This is a genomic window from Campylobacter sp. RM9328 (genome assembly GCF_012978615.1).
Map to the genome: position 1 here is coordinate 208,940 of NZ_LIWF01000001.1, position 19,549 is coordinate 228,488.

Annotated in this window: 20 protein-coding genes; 10 read left to right on the forward strand and 10 right to left on the reverse strand. The window is 37.3% G+C overall.

The annotated features are described in order from the left end of the window. Nucleotides 1–50: 50 nt before the first annotated feature. A complete protein-coding gene (locus CCAL9328_RS01145; RefSeq protein WP_169936207.1) occupies nucleotides 51–533 on the forward strand; it encodes a hypothetical protein in 483 nt (160 codons plus the stop codon). Here the strand turns inward: CCAL9328_RS01145 and CCAL9328_RS01150 are convergent. The 3 genes from CCAL9328_RS01150 to gltX are packed head-to-tail and all read right to left on the reverse strand — an operon-like array spanning nucleotide 454 to nucleotide 3,654. Beyond that, nucleotides 454–2,091, reverse strand: coding sequence for a lytic transglycosylase domain-containing protein (locus CCAL9328_RS01150; protein ID WP_169999807.1), 1,638 nt, complete (start codon nucleotides 2,089–2,091; stop codon nucleotides 454–456). The two genes, CCAL9328_RS01145 and CCAL9328_RS01150, sit on opposite strands and share 80 nt — an antisense overlap. Continuing rightward, nucleotides 2,069–2,362 carry a YggT family protein gene (locus CCAL9328_RS01155; protein WP_169936203.1) on the reverse strand — a complete coding sequence of 98 codons (294 nt, stop codon included), beginning with the start codon at nucleotides 2,360–2,362 and terminating at the stop codon, nucleotides 2,069–2,071. The genes CCAL9328_RS01150 and CCAL9328_RS01155 overlap by 23 nt, the downstream gene beginning before the upstream one ends. Then, nucleotides 2,359–3,654: a glutamate--tRNA ligase gene (gene gltX / locus CCAL9328_RS01160; RefSeq protein ID WP_169999809.1), complete on the reverse strand. Its 1,296-nt coding sequence runs from the start codon at nucleotides 3,652–3,654 to the stop codon at nucleotides 2,359–2,361. The genes CCAL9328_RS01155 and gltX overlap by 4 nt, the downstream gene beginning before the upstream one ends. A gap of 140 nt (nucleotides 3,655–3,794) precedes the next feature. On the opposite strand from gltX, the gene mscL reads away from it, so the two are divergent. The 6 genes from mscL to CCAL9328_RS01190 all read left to right on the forward strand — a co-directional run bounded on the left by mscL (nucleotide 3,795) and on the right by CCAL9328_RS01190 (nucleotide 9,103). After that, nucleotides 3,795–4,193 carry a large-conductance mechanosensitive channel protein MscL gene (gene mscL / locus CCAL9328_RS01165; protein WP_169936199.1) on the forward strand — a complete coding sequence of 133 codons (399 nt, stop codon included), beginning with the start codon at nucleotides 3,795–3,797 and terminating at the stop codon, nucleotides 4,191–4,193. A 91-nt stretch (nucleotides 4,194–4,284) separates the two neighbouring features. Beyond that, the gene (locus tag CCAL9328_RS01170; RefSeq protein WP_169999811.1) at nucleotides 4,285–4,923 is read left to right on the forward strand and encodes a cyclic nucleotide-binding domain-containing protein; all 639 of its coding nucleotides are present in this window, start codon (nucleotides 4,285–4,287) and stop codon (nucleotides 4,921–4,923) included. 133 nt (nucleotides 4,924–5,056) lie between these two features. Continuing rightward, entirely contained in the window at nucleotides 5,057–5,623 is a 567-nt protein-coding gene (locus CCAL9328_RS01175) for a cytochrome c3 family protein (protein ID WP_169972075.1), read from the forward strand. 11 nt (nucleotides 5,624–5,634) lie between these two features. Beyond that, nucleotides 5,635–6,999, forward strand: a complete 1,365-nt coding sequence (locus CCAL9328_RS01180) for a multiheme c-type cytochrome (protein WP_169936193.1) — start codon at nucleotides 5,635–5,637, stop codon at nucleotides 6,997–6,999. Between the two features lie 112 nt (nucleotides 7,000–7,111). Beyond that, nucleotides 7,112–8,227 carry a metallophosphoesterase gene (locus tag CCAL9328_RS01185; RefSeq protein ID WP_169999813.1) on the forward strand — a complete coding sequence of 372 codons (1,116 nt, stop codon included), beginning with the start codon at nucleotides 7,112–7,114 and terminating at the stop codon, nucleotides 8,225–8,227. Nucleotides 8,228–8,296: 69 nt separating this feature from the next. Further along, nucleotides 8,297–9,103, forward strand: coding sequence for a phosphatidylserine decarboxylase (locus tag CCAL9328_RS01190; RefSeq protein ID WP_169936190.1), 807 nt, complete (start codon nucleotides 8,297–8,299; stop codon nucleotides 9,101–9,103). Nucleotides 9,104–9,518: 415 nt separating this feature from the next. Here CCAL9328_RS01190 and CCAL9328_RS01195 read toward each other — a convergent pair whose 3' ends face one another. From CCAL9328_RS01195 to CCAL9328_RS01210, 4 genes are read right to left on the reverse strand one after another with little or no spacing between them, the layout of a single operon-like run. After that, nucleotides 9,519–10,067, reverse strand: a complete 549-nt coding sequence (locus CCAL9328_RS01195) for a hypothetical protein (protein WP_169999815.1) — start codon at nucleotides 10,065–10,067, stop codon at nucleotides 9,519–9,521. 2 nt (nucleotides 10,068–10,069) lie between these two features. Continuing rightward, the gene (locus CCAL9328_RS01200; RefSeq protein WP_169999817.1) at nucleotides 10,070–12,244 is read right to left on the reverse strand and encodes a heavy metal translocating P-type ATPase; all 2,175 of its coding nucleotides are present in this window, start codon (nucleotides 12,242–12,244) and stop codon (nucleotides 10,070–10,072) included. Beyond that, entirely contained in the window at nucleotides 12,244–12,447 is a 204-nt protein-coding gene (locus CCAL9328_RS01205) for a heavy-metal-associated domain-containing protein (RefSeq protein ID WP_169936185.1), read from the reverse strand. Before CCAL9328_RS01205 ends, CCAL9328_RS01200 begins: the two co-directional genes overlap by 1 nt. Next, entirely contained in the window at nucleotides 12,444–12,998 is a 555-nt protein-coding gene (locus tag CCAL9328_RS01210) for a GNAT family N-acetyltransferase (protein ID WP_169936183.1), read from the reverse strand. Before CCAL9328_RS01210 ends, CCAL9328_RS01205 begins: the two co-directional genes overlap by 4 nt. Before the next feature lie 119 nt (nucleotides 12,999–13,117). Between CCAL9328_RS01210 and CCAL9328_RS01215 the strand changes: the two genes are divergently transcribed. The 3 genes from CCAL9328_RS01215 to CCAL9328_RS01225 are packed head-to-tail and all read left to right on the forward strand — an operon-like array spanning nucleotide 13,118 to nucleotide 15,661. Then, complete coding sequence (locus CCAL9328_RS01215; RefSeq protein ID WP_169936180.1) at nucleotides 13,118–13,825, forward strand: YebC/PmpR family DNA-binding transcriptional regulator; 708 nt, start codon at nucleotides 13,118–13,120, stop codon at nucleotides 13,823–13,825. 53 nt (nucleotides 13,826–13,878) lie between these two features. Beyond that, nucleotides 13,879–14,337 carry a peptidylprolyl isomerase gene (locus CCAL9328_RS01220; RefSeq protein ID WP_502707292.1) on the forward strand — a complete coding sequence of 153 codons (459 nt, stop codon included), beginning with the start codon at nucleotides 13,879–13,881 and terminating at the stop codon, nucleotides 14,335–14,337. A gap of 52 nt (nucleotides 14,338–14,389) precedes the next feature. Then, nucleotides 14,390–15,661, forward strand: coding sequence for a cation:dicarboxylate symporter family transporter (locus CCAL9328_RS01225; RefSeq protein ID WP_169936582.1), 1,272 nt, complete (start codon nucleotides 14,390–14,392; stop codon nucleotides 15,659–15,661). An 87-nt stretch (nucleotides 15,662–15,748) separates the two neighbouring features. On the opposite strand, the gene cuyB is transcribed toward CCAL9328_RS01225, so the two are convergent. The 3 genes from cuyB to pckA form a co-directional block, all read right to left on the reverse strand. Next, entirely contained in the window at nucleotides 15,749–16,441 is a 693-nt protein-coding gene (gene cuyB / locus CCAL9328_RS01230) for a cysteate racemase (protein WP_169936176.1), read from the reverse strand. Further along, nucleotides 16,438–17,730 (reverse strand): dicarboxylate/amino acid:cation symporter, encoded by a 1,293-nt coding sequence (locus CCAL9328_RS01235; protein WP_169936174.1) that lies wholly within the window; start codon nucleotides 17,728–17,730, stop codon nucleotides 16,438–16,440. The genes cuyB and CCAL9328_RS01235 overlap by 4 nt, the downstream gene beginning before the upstream one ends. Nucleotides 17,731–17,956: 226 nt before the next feature. Continuing rightward, complete coding sequence (gene pckA / locus CCAL9328_RS01240; protein WP_194239023.1) at nucleotides 17,957–19,534, reverse strand: phosphoenolpyruvate carboxykinase (ATP); 1,578 nt, start codon at nucleotides 19,532–19,534, stop codon at nucleotides 17,957–17,959. Nucleotides 19,535–19,549: the final 15 nt, after the last annotated feature.

Genomic DNA, 19,549 nt, shown 5'->3' on the forward strand with positions numbered 1-19,549 from the left:
GTGATTATAAAATAAAATGCTAAAATACGATTAAATTTAAAAGGCAAAATATGAAAAAAACTATAATATTTTTATGTCTCGCACTATTTTTTATCGGCTGTTATGATAAAAAAATCGTAGTCCACGAACCGCTTAAAAACGAACTTTTGGCTTATACAAGCAAGGCTGAGATCATAGACGAGCAAAACCACATTTTAATCATAGCAACCTACCTAAACCCGATCTATCAAAGTAAAATTTCAATCAACAACGAAGAAAAATTTCTAGTAGCCGTAAGTCCTAAAGAAAACGCCATAAATTTAACAAGTATAAAAGTAAATAACGACGCAAACACAATCGTGGCAAGAGAGCTTGAGCCAAGTGACGAGCTCTTAGAACTTGCAGGATTTAACATGCCTTGGGCCGGGTATTATGAAATTTCATCGCCCACAAAAGATAGTGACAACCTAAAACTTACTTTCGAAATTTATCCGTCAAATCAGGTAGAGTTAGACTTTCGAAAAGTGTCGAAATCTTTATACTGGAACCCATAAGCGAGCGGTAAATAACATAGTTTGAAAGCACTTTTTTACCGTAATTTCTAGTTTCTGTCACAGGAACTAACTCGAGCGATAAAAATGGCTCGTATCTGCCCTCTTTAAACATATCATCCCTAGTTATAAGCTTTTTAGTAAAACCTATGCCGCCGTTATAGGCATAAGCAATAAAAAGTGGATGATATAGAAATTTCTCAAGATAGTTTAAGTGGTGATTTGCAAAACGATAGGCGATATCCGGCTTAAACATGTCATCTTGATCAAAATTTTTTATCTTTAACTCTTTTTTACCGATAGCATTAGCAAGAAACGGCATAAACTGCATAGTTCCTAGCGCATAAGAAGTTGAAATCACAGCCGGGATAAAAAGGCTCTCTTGCCTAGCAAGTGCGAATATAAGCGACTTTCTTGCTATATTTACATCCTCAAGCTCCACACTTTTTGGCATCACAAAATACTGCTCATCCCAACCGTTTGCCATCTGCATAAAGTATGCATATGCACCAAGACTTTCATTTGTATAAAATTTTTTTGCGTATTCTTGTAGCTGCTGTGGTGTCATATTTTTAGCTTTTAAAACAGTTTCTTGCCATAAAAACGGATCGCTGACGTCAAAACCGCTTATTTTTTGCTTGTTTGGTTTAGGGACGATAACTTCAAGCGGCTCGCTTTTGATAAAATCCCTAGCGTATAACGAGTAGATATTTGCATCTTTGCTCTTTGAAAGCTGGGTTAAAAACTCATCATCTCTTGTTACAAGATACAGCCAGTGCGTTGCATTATCTTTTTGCCACTGCCTCTCAAAGCTGTCTTTTGCGCGTGTAAAAAATTTAATCGCACTCTTTTCATCATTAAGCGTGACAGCGTTTAAAGCTAAAAAAAATGCGTCGTTTTGCGAAGTCTTTTCGGGGGTTATTTTTAGGAAATTTTGCCTAAATTTATCAAATTTTCTCTCCAAAACAAGCGAATTTAAAAATGCCGAAAAGCCCTTTTCGTCATAAAGCTTATCCATGAATTCAGCCGAGAATTTCTGCGAGAAAAGCTCCTCTTTTTTATCTTGTTCGCTTGCGTTAAAAAGTGCCATAAAATGTGCTGTTAAAAATTTATCCGCAAATTTTTTTGCAGGATTTTTTTGATTTAGGATATTTAGAATTTCAGCCTTGTTTGGATGAGTTTGAGCAAGATTTTGTGCTATTTGCTCGCGTGTTTGAGGAGAGAGCTTTAGGCTAAAGGCTATCGTTGTTCGAATATTTTGACAAGTAGCGTTTGCATCAAGGATATTTTTAACGCCCACACCATTACAAGGATCTTCTTTTTGAGCAGGCGGTAAAATTTTATCGATATTTTTTTGAACCAAGCCATTTTTACGAAAAACATCGTTTGAAAGATCCAAAACTTGCTTTTTTGTGTAATTTCCGTCGTTGATAAGACGGTTTATATAGTAGTCTTTTGCAAGACCTTTTGGTTTGCCTTTTAGCTCCTCATAACTTAAAATTTTTGCGTCTAAACAGAGCAAAAACAAAGCAAATACACTAAATAGACGAAGCAAATTCAAGCAAAAGCCTTACTAAAAACAGATCCAAAAACTGAAGTGCAAGTAAAATAATAATCGGAGCTATATCAATACCTCCAAAAACAGTCGGTATAAAACGTCTAACAAAGGCATAAGCCGGCTCGGTTACCCTGTAAAGTAGCTGGACAATTTGATTATATGGGTCAGGTCTTACCCAGCTTACTATCGCAGCTGCGATTATGACCCAGATGTAGATGTTTATAACCGTATGCAAGATCGTGGCTATCGCCGAAATAAAGGTTGAAACTATCATTTTGCTATCTCTTTTAAATTTGTTTTTATAAGCGGATAGAGCTCGCTAAGCTCCGGCCCATGCAGTTCACCTGTTAAGAGCGCGCGTAAAGGCATGAAAAATTTCTTACCCTTTAGACCGCTTGATTGCATTAGCTCGTTTTTAAACTCATCATACGTTTGGCAATCTTTTAAAATTTTAATACTATTTTTTAAAATCTCAAACTCATCTTCGTATTCGCTAGGTGCGACTTTTTGACTGAAAATTTTTTCTATCTTTTCTTTTATCTCAGGCAACAAAGAGCTCTCTTGGGTGTAAAATTTAATAAGCTCCGCCCTGTTTTCGTCAAGTCCGGTAAGCTCGCTCAAGCGTTTTGGCGATGCGAGTTTTATATGCTCGCGATTAACGTGTTTTAGCATATTCATATCAAATTTAGCAGGAGAGCGTGAAATTTTACTTATATCAAACCACTGCGCCGCTTGTGTAATGGTAAAAATTTCAACCGGAGTTTTGTTGCCAAGCAAGATAAGATAGTTAGCTATAGCTTCTGGCATAAATCCGCTTTGAAGCATCCATTTAACACTACTTGCGTCATCGCGCTTGCTCATCTTTTTACCTTCTTCGTTTAAGATAATAGGCAAGTGCGCATAGTTCATCGTCTGCGTATAGCCAAGTCCCTCACGTATAAGGTCTTGTTTTGGGGTATTGCTCACGTGATCTTCGCCACGTATAACAAATGTCACTCCCTCAAGCATATCATCAACCGCGCAAGCAAAGTTATAAGTAGGCGTCTTATCGGCTCTCATAATGACAAAACTATCTACCGCTTCGGGTTCAAAACTAAGTTCGCCCTTTATAGCATCTGTAAATTTCATCGTGTTTTTTGGCTTTTTCATACGTATGACAAACGGCTTTTCGCAAGCTAAGACTTCCTCATCACTCATGCGCTCACAAGTGCCATCATATCTGTATGCCCTGCCCTCGTTTTTAGCCTGCTCCTTTTTTGCTTCAAGCTCTTCTTGCGTGCAAAAACAAGCAAAAGCCTTTTTGTCTATGAGAAGTTTTGAAGCTAACTGTCGATGGAATTTTAAATTTTCGCTTTGTATATAAATTTGTTTTGGCGTTATGCCAAATTTTGCTAAAATTTCTACGATCTCTTTCTCCTTACCGTCAATATTTCGTTCATTGTCAGTGTCTTCTATGCGAAGTATAAACCCGCTTTTATCTTGCAAAGAGCAGATGTAGTTAAATATCGCTGCGCGTAGATTTCCTATATGCATATCACCCGTTGGTGACGGAGCAAAACGATACATTTATAGTCTTCCTTACATTAAATTTAGAACGGAGATTATATCATCTGCTTAATAAATTTAAAGTTAGATTTTTTCTTTTAGACGTTATAAAGTAAATTTTAAATACAATCCCTAATTCTTAAAAAACAAAGGAGACAAAGATGAGTTTCATTAAGGAATTTAAAGAATTCGCGATGCGTGGAAACGTCATCGATATGGCAGTCGGTGTTGTCATCGGCGGAGCGTTTGGAAAGATCGTTTCGTCATTAGTTAGTGATGTTATCATGCCTGTTGTAGGCGTTTTAACTGGGGGAGTAAATTTTACAGACTTTAAAATCACACTAAAAGAAGCGGTTGATCAAGCGCCTGCGGTCACGATAAACTACGGAAATTTTATCCAAACTGCGGTTGATTTCTTGATCATTGCATTTTGTATTTTTTGTGCTATTAAAGCTTTAAATTCGCTAAAACGCAAAGAAGAGCCGGCGCCAGAAGCTCCTGCTAGCGTGCCTGCCGACATCGAACTTTTAACACAAATTCGCGACCTACTTAAAAAATAATCCCTTTTGAAGAGCTTAGTCTCTTCAAAATTTCACTCTCATTAAGTTTAAATCACTAAAATATCCTCAAAATAAATTTCGGAGAGATAAGGTGCTAGATAAAATTTCCATATTTAAAAACCTAAGCAAAGAGCAACTAGAAGAGCTTGAGGAGATAACTTTAGTCAAAAAATATAAAAAAGGCGAATTTTTATTTATCGAAGGCGAGGAGCCAAAATGGCTCATATATCTACTTAACGGTTCAATAAAACTTTACAAAACGACACAAAGCGGAAAAGAAATTTTTCTTCATCAACTGCCACCTATGAATTTTGTTGCGGAGATGGTAAATTTTGAAAATATACCGTATCCTGCAAGTGCGATATTTGTGGTATCTGGCGAAGTTTTAAAGATAGATTACGAAAAATTTAAAGCCAAATTTTTAAATGATCCAAAAATTTGCATGAATTTAATAAAATCAATGTCCGAAAAGCTAAGGATCACAAGTAATTTACTCCATCAAGAGTTAATTTTAAACTCTGAGGCAAAGGTTGCTAAATTTATACTGATGCACGAAGATTTATTTAATGAATTAAAACATACAAAAATCGCATCCATCTTAAACATAACCCCGGAAACGTTCTCAAGAATTTTAAATAAATTTAAAACATTGGAGATAATAAAACTTAGCGAAAAGAACGAAATACTCGAGAAAAATGTAGATAAGCTAACGGAGATTTATTCGTTCTGATAGTTAATATCAAATAAATATTAATTGATCTACATCAAGAGTTTTTTATTTAATTTATGATAATATCCGTTTAAAATTTATTAAAAACTTAAACAAATTAAATGAGTTTATTAATAAAAGCTAGGAGGATATTTTGGCAAACGTTAAAAAGAAATTTTTTGTTTGGTCTTCGGTTGTTATCGGTATAGTCGTAGGTCTTATAGCCTCGATGGGAATTTCCGATGCACTACACGCAACAGGAAGCGGCTTTGTTTGCACTATGTGTCACACTATGGATCCTATGAATGCCGCATATCATGAAGACGTACACGGGGGAAATAACAAACTTGGCATAAAAGCTGAATGTTCAGCCTGTCACCTTGACCACACAAGTGCTTATACCTATGTCTTAACAAAAATCAAAGTCTCGATCAATGACGGATATAAAACGTTTTTTACAGATACAGACAAGATCGACTGGCGTAAAAAACGCGAACACGCTTCGCATTTTACATACGACAGTGGTTGTTTAACCTGTCACTCTAACCTAAAAGATGTTATAACCTCAGGTCCATCATTTTTACCACACCGCGATTATTTTGTACTCGGAAACAAAGCCGAAAAAAGCTGTGTTGATTGCCATAAAAATGTAGGACATAAAAATTTAGGCTTTCACATTGATAAATTTGAAGCAAAAAAATTAGAAGATAAAACCAAATAAGGAGGAAAGAGATGTTTAAAAAAGTCGCTATATTACTAGCCTTTGTCGCATCTGTTGCTTTTGCAAACACTGATGCGAATCAAAGCTCTGACGTCAAGATAAACCTTGTTAAAAATATCAAGGTAAATCACAAAATGACTAAAGAGTCAAAAGCCTGTGTTGAATGCCACGCAGAAAAAACACCTGGTGTCGTTGCTGACTGGAAAGAAAGTCGCCACGCCCACGTTGGTGTTAGCTGTATGGACTGCCACGCTGTAAACGCTGACAACCCAATGGCTTCTGTAGAGGTTCACCCAAAAGGTTCAGATACGCACGTTTCTATGCTAGTTAGCCCGAAAACCTGTGCTAAATGCCACGAAGACGCATACAAAGAGTATACTCAAAGTGGTCACGCTAGAGGCGGTATGCAGATGTATGCCAACCCTGCAATGGTTAAACTAATGTATCACTACGAGGGTGCCGATCATCCTGAGTTCAAAATGTCTCCGGATATTACAGGTTGTGCGCAATGCCACGGCTCTATCATCAAACTTGATGCTAACCACAAGCCAACACCTGAAACATACCCTAACTACGGTATAGCAAACGTATATCCTGACGGAAGCGTAGGCGGTTGTAAATCTTGCCATACTATGCATAAATTTAGCATAGCTGAAGCCAGAAAACCTGCGGCTTGTGCATCTTGCCACCTTGGACCTGATCATCCGGATATTGAGATCTTTAACAACTCAAAACACGGTCATATCTATAACGCAGAGGGCCATACATGGAAATACGACGCAGCTCCTGATACTTGGGACGTACCTGACTTTAGAGCTCCAACTTGTGCGGCTTGCCACATGAGCGGCGTAGGCGAAACAAGCATGACTCACAACGTTTCTAAACGTCTAAAATGGAACTTATGGGCTCCAAGAACAGAGTTAAGAACAGGCGGATACGATAAAGCTGTAGAGACATTTGAAAAAACAGGCAAAATAAACGTAGGAACACCACTTGCCGGACACCCTGAGGGTCCTGAGGCTGCAAGAGCCGAAATGAAACAAGTATGTAAAGCTTGCCATACAACACATAATACAGAGAACTTCTTTATTATGGCTGATAAGCATATCCAACTTTACAACGTATACTACGATGAAGCCAAGAAAATGCTTGACGATCTAAAAGCTAAAAATTTATTGCTTGATGATATGTGGGCTGATGAATTCCAAGATGTGTTCTATCACCTATGGCATCACGAAGGTCGTCGTATGAGACAAGGTGCTGCGATGAATGCGCCTGACTATGCTCACTGGCATGGTGTATTTGAGGTCAAAAACGACATCAGAAAACTTCGCAAAATCTACAAAGAGAGAATCGAAACCGGCAAGGTTCATTAAGATACTCTTCTAGTAACAGGGCGGAACTTTCCGCCCTTTTTAAATTTCATCTAATTTTTATTCATATTTTTCTTATATAATCTTTCATTTAAATTTAACTTCTGGAAAACAAATGGGTTTATTGCGTATTATTATCGGCGGTATTATTTTCTCAGCACTTATAAATTTATACTCTTACAAACGTTTTGTAAAAAATATCGGCTTTTTAAGGCCTTACTTGCGTTATATTCGTATCTTTTTTTATGTTATTTCGATACTTGAATTTGGCTTTGTTTTACAAATTATATTTCATTTCTTTAACATTGAAATGTATATTTTTACAGGAACGCTTATAGGATTTTCGCTATTTTTGTTTGCCGTAAGCTTTGTCTATGATATTCTAAGAGTGCTGTTTAAAAAAACAAAATTTGACTCAAATAGGCGCAAATTTATAAAGCTTTGCTTTGATTTAACATTTTTCATACTGCTTTTTAGCTACTTTTTTAAAGGCATGTTTAACGCCCTAACTCCACCTGTGATACGTCACACACAAATAAAGCTTAAAAATTTAAAAGAGCCTATGCGTATAGCTATGATTACAGATGTTCATATAGGAGAATTTTTACAGAAAGAATTTTTAGCATCGCTTGTTTATCAGATAAACAGCACAAAACCAGATCTTGTCGTGATAGTTGGTGATATGATAGATTTTAGCAGCGAGCACATCGGAGACTTTTTAGATCCATTAAAGGACATAAAGTCAAAACATGGTATCTTTTATGTCCCTGGAAATCACGAGTATTATCACGGGATAGATGGAATTTTAGCAAAGATAAGTCAAACAGGAGTTAAAATTTTAGGCAACGCAAACATCAAAATAGATGGGATAAATTTAGCCGGTGTTTATGATATAGCAGGTTTTAGGTTTAAACATTTAGAGCCTGATTTAGACAAGGCGCTAGAGGGCACGGATAAAAATTTACCAACCGTCCTACTCTCACACCAGCCAAAATTTATAAAAACAATGACACAAGATGTTGATCTAGTGCTTTGCGGGCACACGCACGCAGGGCAAATTTTTCCTTTTCAAGCCCTTGTGCTTATCGATCAAGGCTATCTGCACGGGCTATACACGCATAATGACAAAATGCAAGTTTATGTTAGCTCGGGAGCCGGCTTTTGGGGTCCGCCTGTTAGAATATTTGCTCCAAGCGAGATCGCGGTTCTTGACTTAAAGCCCGACTTGTAGATCCTTAAGGCTTTGGTTTAAGAACGAAATGATAAAATAAAAAGCTTAAATTTAAATTCGGAGACGATAATGAACTTTGATAAGAATTTTTCCAAAATATTTGGCATAATAGGCGGCTTAAAGCTACCGAAATTTATACAAAATTTCATAAACAACCAATACGTTAAATTTTTTAACATCAACATGAGTGAATTTGAAAAACCTGAAAAATACAATAGCCTAAACGAGCTTTTCACGCGTTCACTGCTTTTGCCTCGTAAATTTGACGAAGACGAACAAATCTTCATAAGTCCTTGCGACGGCACATGTTTAAGCTCGGGAAGCACAAGCCAGGGCATGGCATTTAGCGTTAAAGGTATGAAATACAGCCTAAAAGAGCTTCTTGGAACAGCCATAAGCAACAAAGAGCTAAGTCTCCAGTATGACTTTGCAAACATCTACCTTAGCCCACGCGACTATCACCATTATCACGCTCCTTGTGATATGCAAATTTTATCAGCCACATATATCCCGGGTAAGCTTTATAGCGTGGCTAGAAGCTGGCTAAAAAAAGTAGACGAACTTTATGCCAAAAACGAACGCGTTGCCTTAAAATGCAAAATACGAGATAATAAAATTTTATGGCTTGTATTTGTAGGTGCACTAAATGTCGGCAAGATGAAATTTAGCTTTGATGAGCGTATACAAACAAATGCCAAGGCTGACTTTACACAAATTTACGGTTATGAAAATTTATATGTTAAAAAAGGCGAAAGGCTTGGAAATTTCGAGCTTGGTTCAACCATCTTGATTATTGGTGAAAAAGACGCAATAGAGTATAATTTATTTGAAGAAAAAGAGCTAAAATTTGGAGATAGTATAGGTATAATCAAGTAAATTAAAATATGTCGATTTAGATTGCAATACCGCTAAAAGCAAAGGCATAAAACGCAGATAAGTGATCTAAACGACATTCGTCTTAAAACCTAAAACCACAAAGCATTAAAAATTCAAACCAAATTCATAATCCAAAATTTAAAAGCACTATCGCACTAAAAACAAATCAAACAACCAAAACCAACAGTTTAAGCACTGACACAGACGATATAAAAAGCAGTTACAAAAGCTACAACAGAAGCTAAATAAGATAAGAAAACAAATAGCACAACTTGCACAGAAAAAGATAAAACATCAACACAAAAGCTTATATCTAAATGCAGCTCAATCAAATATAATAGCGCAGATCATAAACCTGCAGCCAAGCTTATAAAGGCATGAAAATTTAGCACGGCATAAAAGCAAGAAGCTGCCTTTATGCTCTTTGTTTTATACCAAAAATATCTTGTAAATTTTTACAAAAGTCCTCTAAAAAATATCCCATCGCACCATAAAATTTACTCTGCGCTTTAGCTTTTATATCTTGGCTTAGGGCCGTAGCATAAGGTAAGAAAAACCCGGTTAAAAACGCTTTTAAAATTTTCTCCGAGTTTTCGTTTAGTTCGTTTTTTAGCACAGCAGCGATAAAAACAAGCTGGTTTGATATACTATCTACTTCACCCATTTTAGGAGTAAAATTTATGCTTTTATAAAATTTAGCCAGATCCTCATCAGCTGCGTTAAAATAATATCGCGCCTTAAAATACGGCTCTAAAATAACAAAATCATCACAAAGCGCCGCGCTACTTTCATTTTGTAAAAATTCGCTATAAAGTGCCAATCCTGCACGAGAAGCCTGAGTATCATTTTGCACGAGCCAAGTTTTTGACTTTTTTATCTGCATAAACTGCGTTACATCTAAAATTTTGTTAAAATGATTAGCTAACGCGATAGCTAAAACACCATAAATTTCACCAACTCTCACATTTAACCTCTAAATTTTAAAAATCTAAGTCTAATTGAATTTAACACAACCGTAACCGAACTAAAACACATAGCTATGGCGCCGTATATTGGATTTAAAAGTAGTCCAAATACAGGATAAAGCACACCGGCAGCGATTGGGATACAAATGATATTATACACAAAAGCCCAAAATAAATTTTCTTTTATCGTTCTCATCGTGCTTTTACCAAGCTCTATAACATGCAAAACGCTTCTTAAGTCATTTTTAACAAGCACGATATCTCCTGCGCCTTTTGCTATATCAGAGCCGGAGTTCATCGCTATACCTACATCAGCTTGTTTTAGTGACGGGGAGTCGTTTATACCATCTCCGACAAAGATAACCCTGCCTTGTTTTCCAAGCTGTGATATAAGCTCAAATTTATCATTTGGAAGTGCATTTGCATAATACTCATCAACACCAAGTGCAAGGGCTGATGCACTAACCACACTCTCATTATCACCAGAGAGCATTACGGTTTTTATGCCGTGTTCTTTTAGCGTCGAGATAACATGCGCACTCTCGTCTCTTAGCTCATCGCCAAGAGTTATAAAGCCTACAAATTTTTGATCTATCGCAACAAGTATAATTCCGCTTCCGTCTTTTACGATCTCAGCCATCTCGGCTCTTTGCTGCGCATCTATCTTTATACCTTCATCTCTTAAAAGTTTTTCGTTGCCGACGATAACCGAATTTTCATCATCATAGTATGCCACACCGTGACCTACTATGGTTTTAAAATTTCCGGTAAGTTTTTTTATTTTGATATTATTCTGTTTTGCGTATTCAACTACAGCCTTTGAAATAAGGTGTTCGCTTAAATTTTCCACGCAAGCTACAAGAGATAGATGATGCTCGCTTAAAGAGTGCTTTTTAACGGCAATTTTACCCTTGCTAAGCGTTCCTGTTTTATCAAAAACAGCAAATTTTACATCTTTAATAATCTCTAATACTTCTGGATTTTTAATCAAAATTCCGCCCTTTGCACCACGTGCTAATGCAGATATTATCCCTATAGGAGTAGCAAGCCCAAGGGCGCAAGGACAAGAGATGATCAGCACGCAAATCGCATTTGAGATAGCGTAATCAAAATTTTTACCAACTAGATACCAAACTAAAAATGTAGCAATCGAGATCAAAATAACGCTTGGCACGAAAATATTTGCCACACGATCTACAAGTCTGGAAATAGGCATTTTTTTAGTACTTGCATCGCTTAAAAGAGCCACGATCTGCGAAAGAAGCGTTTGAGTATGTTTTTTGGCGGTTTTTATACTAAGATAACCGTTTGTATTTAACGTTCCAGCAAATACATTATCACCAACCGCCCTATAAACAGGCAAGCTCTCCCCTGTTAACATCGAGGTATCTATCTCGGCTCCGCCTTGCACGATAACGCCGTCACACGGGATGTTATATCCGCTTTTAACAACTACGATATCGCCGATATTTAGCTCATTTACATCAACTTGTATATTTTGACCGTCAGGTTTTATCACAAGTGCGGTTTTTGGTGAAATTTTAAGCAATGTTTTTAGATAATCCCCCGCTTTTGCCTTTGAACGCTCCTCTAAATACTTACCCAAAAGCACAAAAGAAATTATCATAGCAGATCCTGAAACATACATGTTTCTAAGATCGCTAGGTAGAAAGTCTGGAAATAAAAATACAAATAACGAATACAAAAATGCGCTTGCCGTGCCAAGTGCCACAAGGACGTTCATGTCGTAATTTTTATTTCTCACAGCACCCCAAGCATGGACGTAAAAGCTTCGTCCGCTAAAGCAAAGAACAAATAACGCAAGCAAGATCATGGCTAAATTTATAATAAAACTAGACTCGCCAAACATTTCAAGCACCATAATGACGGCGCTTATAACTATGGCTGCTATAAAACGGTCTCGCAAAGAGGCTATATGACGCTTTCGTTTTTGCTCAAATTCATCAGCGTCAAAAGCGATGTCATATCCTAATTTTTTTATCTTGTTTTCAAGCAAAGCCTGCACCTGGGCGTTTGATACTTCAAATTCACCCAAGCCATTTGCAAAATTTACCTTTGCAAAGCTTACTCCTTCGATCTTTTTAGCAACTCTCTCAATTGCATTTGAGCAATTTACGCAAGTCATTCCTGCTATATTTAGCTTAATTTTTTGCATTAAATTTCTTCTATAACATCAAATCCTAAATCGCTCATTTCCGATTTAAAATTTGCAACTTTTTCGTCTGAAATTTCAAGACTAACCACTCTAGGCTCAACGCTTAAATCAACTTCAATCACTCCAAAATCATCCTCTAGTGTATTTTTTATAGTATTTGCACAATTAGAACAATGAACGTTTTCAACTTTAAATTTTCTCATATTATCTCCTTAATCAAATGGTTGTACTCATGACCGTAAATCATCTTTTTCTTATTAAATTTAAAACCCAAGCTCTCATAAAACAGCAGTGTTTTTGGCTTATCTTCATCAACAATGAGTGAAATTTTACTAAAATTTCTCTCTTTTGCAACCTTGCAAACATATTCTATGAGCTTTGTGGCGATGCCCTGCCCTCTAAATTCTTTGCTAACGGCGATACTGTCGATATAAAACTCATCCTCTTCGCATTCGTCAGCAAGAGTAAATTTACTATTTTTATTGCTATAGTTTTTTAAAATTTGAGCATCCAGCGACTCTAAATCACCGCCAAAATACACGCAAATCGCACCTACGATTTCGTCTGAAATTTTAAAAACATAGACATTATTATAGCTTACTCTGTTTACTTCACTTTGAAAAAATTTAACTAAAATTTCATCGCAAAGCAAGTCATTGTCGGTCCCCGCAAGATAATAAGCGGCATCTTCCATAGCAAGCCTAAGTAAGGCTATACATCTGCTTGCTTCTTCTTTTTTGGCTTTAAAAATCATTCGCAAATTATAAGCTTTTTAGCTTAAATTTTTTGCAAACACCGCATAAATCTCACTCTTTTTAAGTAAGCCTTTTGTATAATATGGCTTTTTATTTTAAATATTCGCAAAGGAAACTTATGGGACGAGCATTTGAATACAGAAGAGCCGCCAAAGAAGCACGCTGGGATAAAATGAGCAAAGTTTTTCCAAAACTTGCCAAAGCTATCACTGTCGCAGCTAAAGAGGGCGGAATAGACCCTGATATGAACCCAAAACTTCGTGCGGCTATCTCTGCGGCAAAAGCCGAGAATATGCCAAAAGACAACATAGACGCTGCTATAAAACGCGCAAACGGAAAAGATAGCGCAGATATCAAAACTATATTTTACGACGGAAAAGCAGCACATGGAACACAAATCATCGTAGAGTGCGCTACGGATAACCCGACACGAACCGTGGCAAACGTCAAAGCGATATTTCACAAGAACGGAGGTGAAATTTTACCAAGCGGAAGTCTTAGTTTTATGTTTTCAAGAAAGAGCGTTTTTGAGCTTGAAAAACCTACCAAAGATATCGAAGAGCTTGAGCTTGAGTTGATTGATTTTGGGCTTGAAGAGATAGAACGTGAAGGTGAGTCACTTTATGTCTACGGCGACTATACAAGCTTTGGTACACTTAGCGAAGGTATAGAAAAGCTGGGGCTTGAAGTTAAAAAAGCAAGACTTGAATACATCCCTACATCAAGCATATCTTTAAACGAAGAAGAGATGTCTGAAGTAGAAAAACTTCTTGATAAGTTAGAAGATGATGATGACGTTCAAGCTGTTTATACAAATATAGAATAAATTTAAAAAGGAAAAATATGCGTTTTGACGAATTAAAAATTTACGAACCAAACATGGATGAATTAAGTAAGGCTAAATTTGCAATTTTAGACACAGACAAGGGAGAGATAAAACTTGAACTTTTTGCAGATGAAGCGCCTCAAACAGTGGCAAATTTTGTTGAGCTTATAAAAAGCGGCTTTTATAATGGGCTAAATTTCCACCGTGTTATACCAAATTTCGTTATCCAAGGCGGATGCCCTCACGGCACAGGCACCGGCGGTCCAAGCTGGAGAATAATATGCGAATGTGACGATCAAAATGTGCGCCATGAACGCGGAAGTCTTAGTATGGCTCATGCCGGACGTGATACGGGCGGAAGTCAATTTTTTATCTGCCACAGCGCACAGCCACACCTTGACGGCGTGCATACCGTGTTTGGCAAATGTGTAGACGATGAGAGCTTAAAAGTGCTTGATAGCATAAGAGCGGGAGATAAGATAAATTCGGCTAGCGTTAAAGAAAACCTCTAAAGGATAAGCCTTGACAACAACACAAGCAAAAAAACCTTTAGCGATCAGGCTAATGACAAATTTAGCCTTTTGGGTCGTAGTAGGTATCGTAGGCGGTATTTTAGTTGGCGTTTTTGCACCAGATCTTGGTGTGGCAAGTAAGCCTGGTATTGATTATTTTATCAAAGCTCTTAAAATTTTAATAGGTCCTATTATATTTTTAACGATAGTTTCTGGCATAGTCGGACTTGAGAGTTTAAAAGACCTAGGAAGTATAGGACTAAAAGCATTTATATACTTTGAAGTGGTAAGCACTCTAGCTTTGGCTTCAGGTATATTTTTTGGCGAAGTTTTACGACCTGGTCATGGCATGAATCTTGACTATACAACGCTTGATCCAAGTAGTGTCGATAAATACACTCACGTTGATCGCGATGTAGGCTCAATGTGGTCGATATTAAAAAGTGCTGTTCCAAGCGACCCGATAAGTCCGTTTATAAATTCAAACACTCTTCAAGTGCTTTTTATGGCTCTTGTTGTAGCGATCGTTCTTTCGTTTTTAAAGCATGACTATAAAAAAGCATGTCTAAGACCACTTGAATTCGTTCAGCATTATGTGCTTAAGCTACTTACTTGGCTTATGTTATTTAGCCCTGCGGCTGCATTTTCAGCAATGGCATATCTAATCGGCAAATTCGGCCTTAGCTCACTTTTTGGCATGATGGAGCTTCTTGCAGTAATGGCACTTGCTAGCTGCTTTTTTATATTTGTCATACTTGGCATTATCTGCTACTTTGCAAAAGTCAATGTCTTTAAATTTATGCGCTTTATATCAAAAGAGGTTTTGGTTGTATTTGCAACAAGCTCAAGCGAAACCGCTCTTGCACCGCTTATGCAAAAGCTAGAAGCTGCCGGTATCCACAGAGGCGCAGTAGGACTTATCATACCTACAGGATACTCTTTTAACTTAGATTGCACAAACATCTATCTAAGCTTAAGTATTATATTCCTAGCACAAGCCTTTAACATACCGTTAAGCTTCGAACATCTAATCAGCATACTTATCGTGCTAATGATAACAAGCAAAGGCGCGGTTGGTGTTACAGGTTCTGGATTTATCGTATTAGCAGGAACTCTAGCAGCTCTTCCTTCAACAGGTATCCCGGTTGTAACAGTTGCAGTCTTACTGGGAGTTGATAAATTTATGTCAGAAATGCGTGCCGTTGGAAACCTATGCGGCAATGCCGTAGGATGTCTGATCGTATCGATTTGGGATAAAAAGGTCGATATGGAAAAATTCAGATATGCTATCGATCATCCTGAAGAATTTCACTTTCATGCTTAAATTTAGGGCGATTATCCGCCCTAAATTCATCTAAAAACAAATTTGGGCTATGGTTTGGGTATAAAATTTATACCATAGCCGCTTAATTTAAAATATCTCTCTTTCAAGACCAAACTCGACACCGACTTTAGCAAGCTCAAGAGTAGCGTCTATAAATTTATAATCCCCATCCAAATAAGGTAAAAACATAGGAATTTCAGTGCATGCAGCGATATAAACATCTGCCTTAATCTCGCTTATTATTTGGTTAAATTTAGGCACAAATTCTTGCGTTTTACCGGCTTTTACTCCCTTATATATACAGTCCATAAGTCCGTCTTGTTGCTCTTTGCTAAAACCAACGCTATTTAAACCATATTCTTTAAGAATATTGTCGTAAACTCCGGCTTTCTTTGTTCCGCTAGTTGCTATAACAGCGATATCTTTTGCATTTGGATAGCGCTTCTTTACTGCATCTACGGCAACTTTTGCGATATGTAAAATTTTTACACCGGCTTCTTTTTCTACATCAGGAGCAAAGAAATGCGCCGTGTTGCAAGCCATAAGCATAGCCTCGCAACCCGCCTCCTTTAATCTTTTAGCACTCTGGACTAATTTAGCAAGAGGACTCACGCCCTCTCCCATTATAAATTTTGTTCTATCCTCGATCTGTGCGAAACTGTCTATGACTATATGTAGATGTTCCTGGTCACAAGTAGCCGGGGTTAGATCTATGATTTTTTTATATAAATCCGCCGTAGCAAGGGGTCCCATACCGCCTATTATACCTAGCTGTTTCATGAATTCCACACCTTTTCATTAAGTTCGTTTTCACTTTTTGCGATAACAACCGCGCCCATCATATCTCCAACTACGTTCATAGATGTTCTACCCATATCAAGTATAGCATCTATGCCAAGTATCATGCCGTAAGCGATAGCTACTACACTACCTGCCTCTACTTTTAATCCTACTGACTCAAGTACCATAAGTAGCATAATGGCTCCAGCTCCAGGTACTCCGGCTGTTCCTATAGAGGCCAAAACAGCTGTTAGAACAACGGTAAGCTGCTGTGATAAATCAAGCGGAGAACCGACCACGTTTGCTACAAATATCGCACAGACTCCAAGATATATCGTTGTTCCGTCCATATTTATAGTAGCACCAACAGGAAGAGTAAAGCCAAATATACTTCTTGGAACACCCATGCTTTTTTCTGCTGTTTCCATAGATACAGGTATCGTTGCACCCGATGAACGAGTAACAAATGCCGTAATCATCGGCGGTCTTACCTTTTTAAGAAAAGTCATAGGACTTAGTTTACAGAAAAAGCAAATAGCACAGTAAACAAGCACAATTTGCAATACCAAACCAATATAAACACTGATCGTTACATTAGCAAGCGGTCCAAACGCCTCCGCGCCATTTTTGGAAAATACGATGAAAATAAGAGCAAAAACACCTATCGGAGCATACTGCATAACCCAGCCAACAACTCTAAACATAACATCGCTCATACCTTCAAAAAAGGCATAAACCGTATCGGCAGCTTTTTTTATGTTCTCTTCTTTACTATCTCTACTAAATGCAAGAGCGATACCAAAAAATATACAAAAACAAATGATAGGCAAAACATCACCTTTTGCAATTGATCCAAATGGATTTGTAGGGATGATATTTAGTAAAATTTCAACAAGAGTAGGCGCTTTGGCTTCTTTTGCCACACCTGAAATATTAGCAAGTTCAAGCCCCTCTCCAGGAGATAAGACTACACCAACTAAAAGACCTATAATGATAGCGCATAGCGAGGTAAACATATAAAATACAATAACCTTTAAGCCGACCTTGCCAAGATGTGATGGCGCAATAGAACTAGTTCCTACTATAAGCGTGCAAACTATCACCGGCACCATTATCATTTTTAACAATCTAATAAATAGATCGCCAAATGGTGCTAAAAATTCAATCGCTCCATTTGCTTTTTGAAAAACAATACCAAAAATTGCACCCAAAATAAGACCTACCAGAATTCTAACAAGAAGGTTTGTTCTAAAATATAGGGAAAATATCCCGCCTTTGTTCTCACTCATATCAAGCTCCTAATTGTGATTTAGTTCATTATTATCTTACTCCCTAAAAGCAAAAATTTTTTTTAAATTTAAAAAAAATATACTATCTTGATATTTTTATTCAAAAAGTGTTTAAATTTTACCCATAATTAAAAAAGGTAAAAATTTATTTTAAGATGATTTTAAATTTTTGTGTGAAAATTAACAAAAGAAGAAGAGCGATGAGACTTGCTCATCGCTTAAAATATTAGTTTTTTGGACCTGCTTTTGCGTACTCGATACCCTCTTTAACATCTTCATAACGCTTAAAATTTGCCTCAAACATAGCAGCAAGCTTATCACGAGTTACACGGTATTCATCAGCATTTGCCCATGTATTTATAGGATTAAGAAGTTTTGTTTCAACGCCATCAAGTGCCTTTGGTATAGCTAGATTAAATTTATCAAAATTTTCAAATTCACACTTTGTTATACTTCCATCCAAGATAGCATTTATGCAAGCACGAGTAGCTTTTATGCTCATTCTCTTGCCTACACCGTATGCTCCGCCACTCCAGCCGGTATTTACAAGATAAACATTTACACCGTGCTTATCGATCTTTTCGCCAAGAAGTTTGGCATAAACGGTTGGATGCAAAGGCATGAAAGGCTCACCAAAACATGCGCTAAATGTAGCTACCGGCTCTGTTATACCACGCTCTGTTCCTGCTACTTTTGCAGTATAACCACTTAAGAAATAATACATTGCTTGTTCTTTTGTAAGCTTTGAAACAGGAGGTAGTACGCCAAATGCATCTGCAGTTAGGAAGATAATATTTTTAGGATGACCTGCGCTTAGACTTGGCTCATGGTTTTGGATATGTTCGATAGGATAGCTTACGCGAGTATTTTCTGTTTTACTACCATCTTTGTAATCAACAACGCCGTTTTCATCTGCTACAACATTTTCAAGCAGAGCATTACGTTTGATAGCGCCGTAAATTTCAGGTTCACTAGATGGGTCAAGGTTTATACACTTTGCATAACAGCCGCCCTCAAAGTTAAACACACCATCATCATCCCAGCCGTGCTCGTCATCTCCTATTAGCTTGCGGTGCGGATCGGTTGAAAGTGTTGTTTTGCCTGTTCCGCTTAGTCCAAAAAACAGTGCAGTATCTCCGTCTTTGCCGACATTTGCCGAACAGTGCATACTAAGCTTTCCTTCAAGCGGAAGCCAGTAATTCATCATGGAAAAAATTCCTTTTTTCATCTCGCCGCCATACCACGTTCCGCCGATAACAGCGATGTTTTCTTCGACATTAAATATAACAAAAACTTCGGAATTTAGTCCATCTTCTTTAAAGCTATCATTTACGCATTTACAAGCGTTAAAAACAACAAAATCAGGTTTAAAATTTTTAAGCTCTTGTTGGCTTGGACGGATAAACATATTTTTTACAAAATGAGCTTGCCATGCAACTTGAGTTACAAAGCGAACCGAGCGTTTTGATTTGGCACTTGCACCACAATAAGCATCTTGAACATAAAGGTCGCTTCCGCTCAATTGTTTTTTTGCTTTAGCTAAAAGCTTATCAAAAAGTTCTTTTGTGATAGGTTGGTTTATCTTACCCCATGCAATGTATTTTTGGCTTTCGTCTTGTTTTACGAAGTATTTATCTTTTGGACTTCTACCTGTAAAAATTCCAGTATCCACCATAAAAGTACCGTTGTCGCTTACTCTGCCTTCGCCGTTGCGCTTTTCGTGTTCAAAAAGCTCATCGTAGCTTATGTTGTGAAAAATTTCTTTCACACCGTTTAGTCCAAGCTTTGCAAGTTCACTGATCATAACATTTCCTTATAA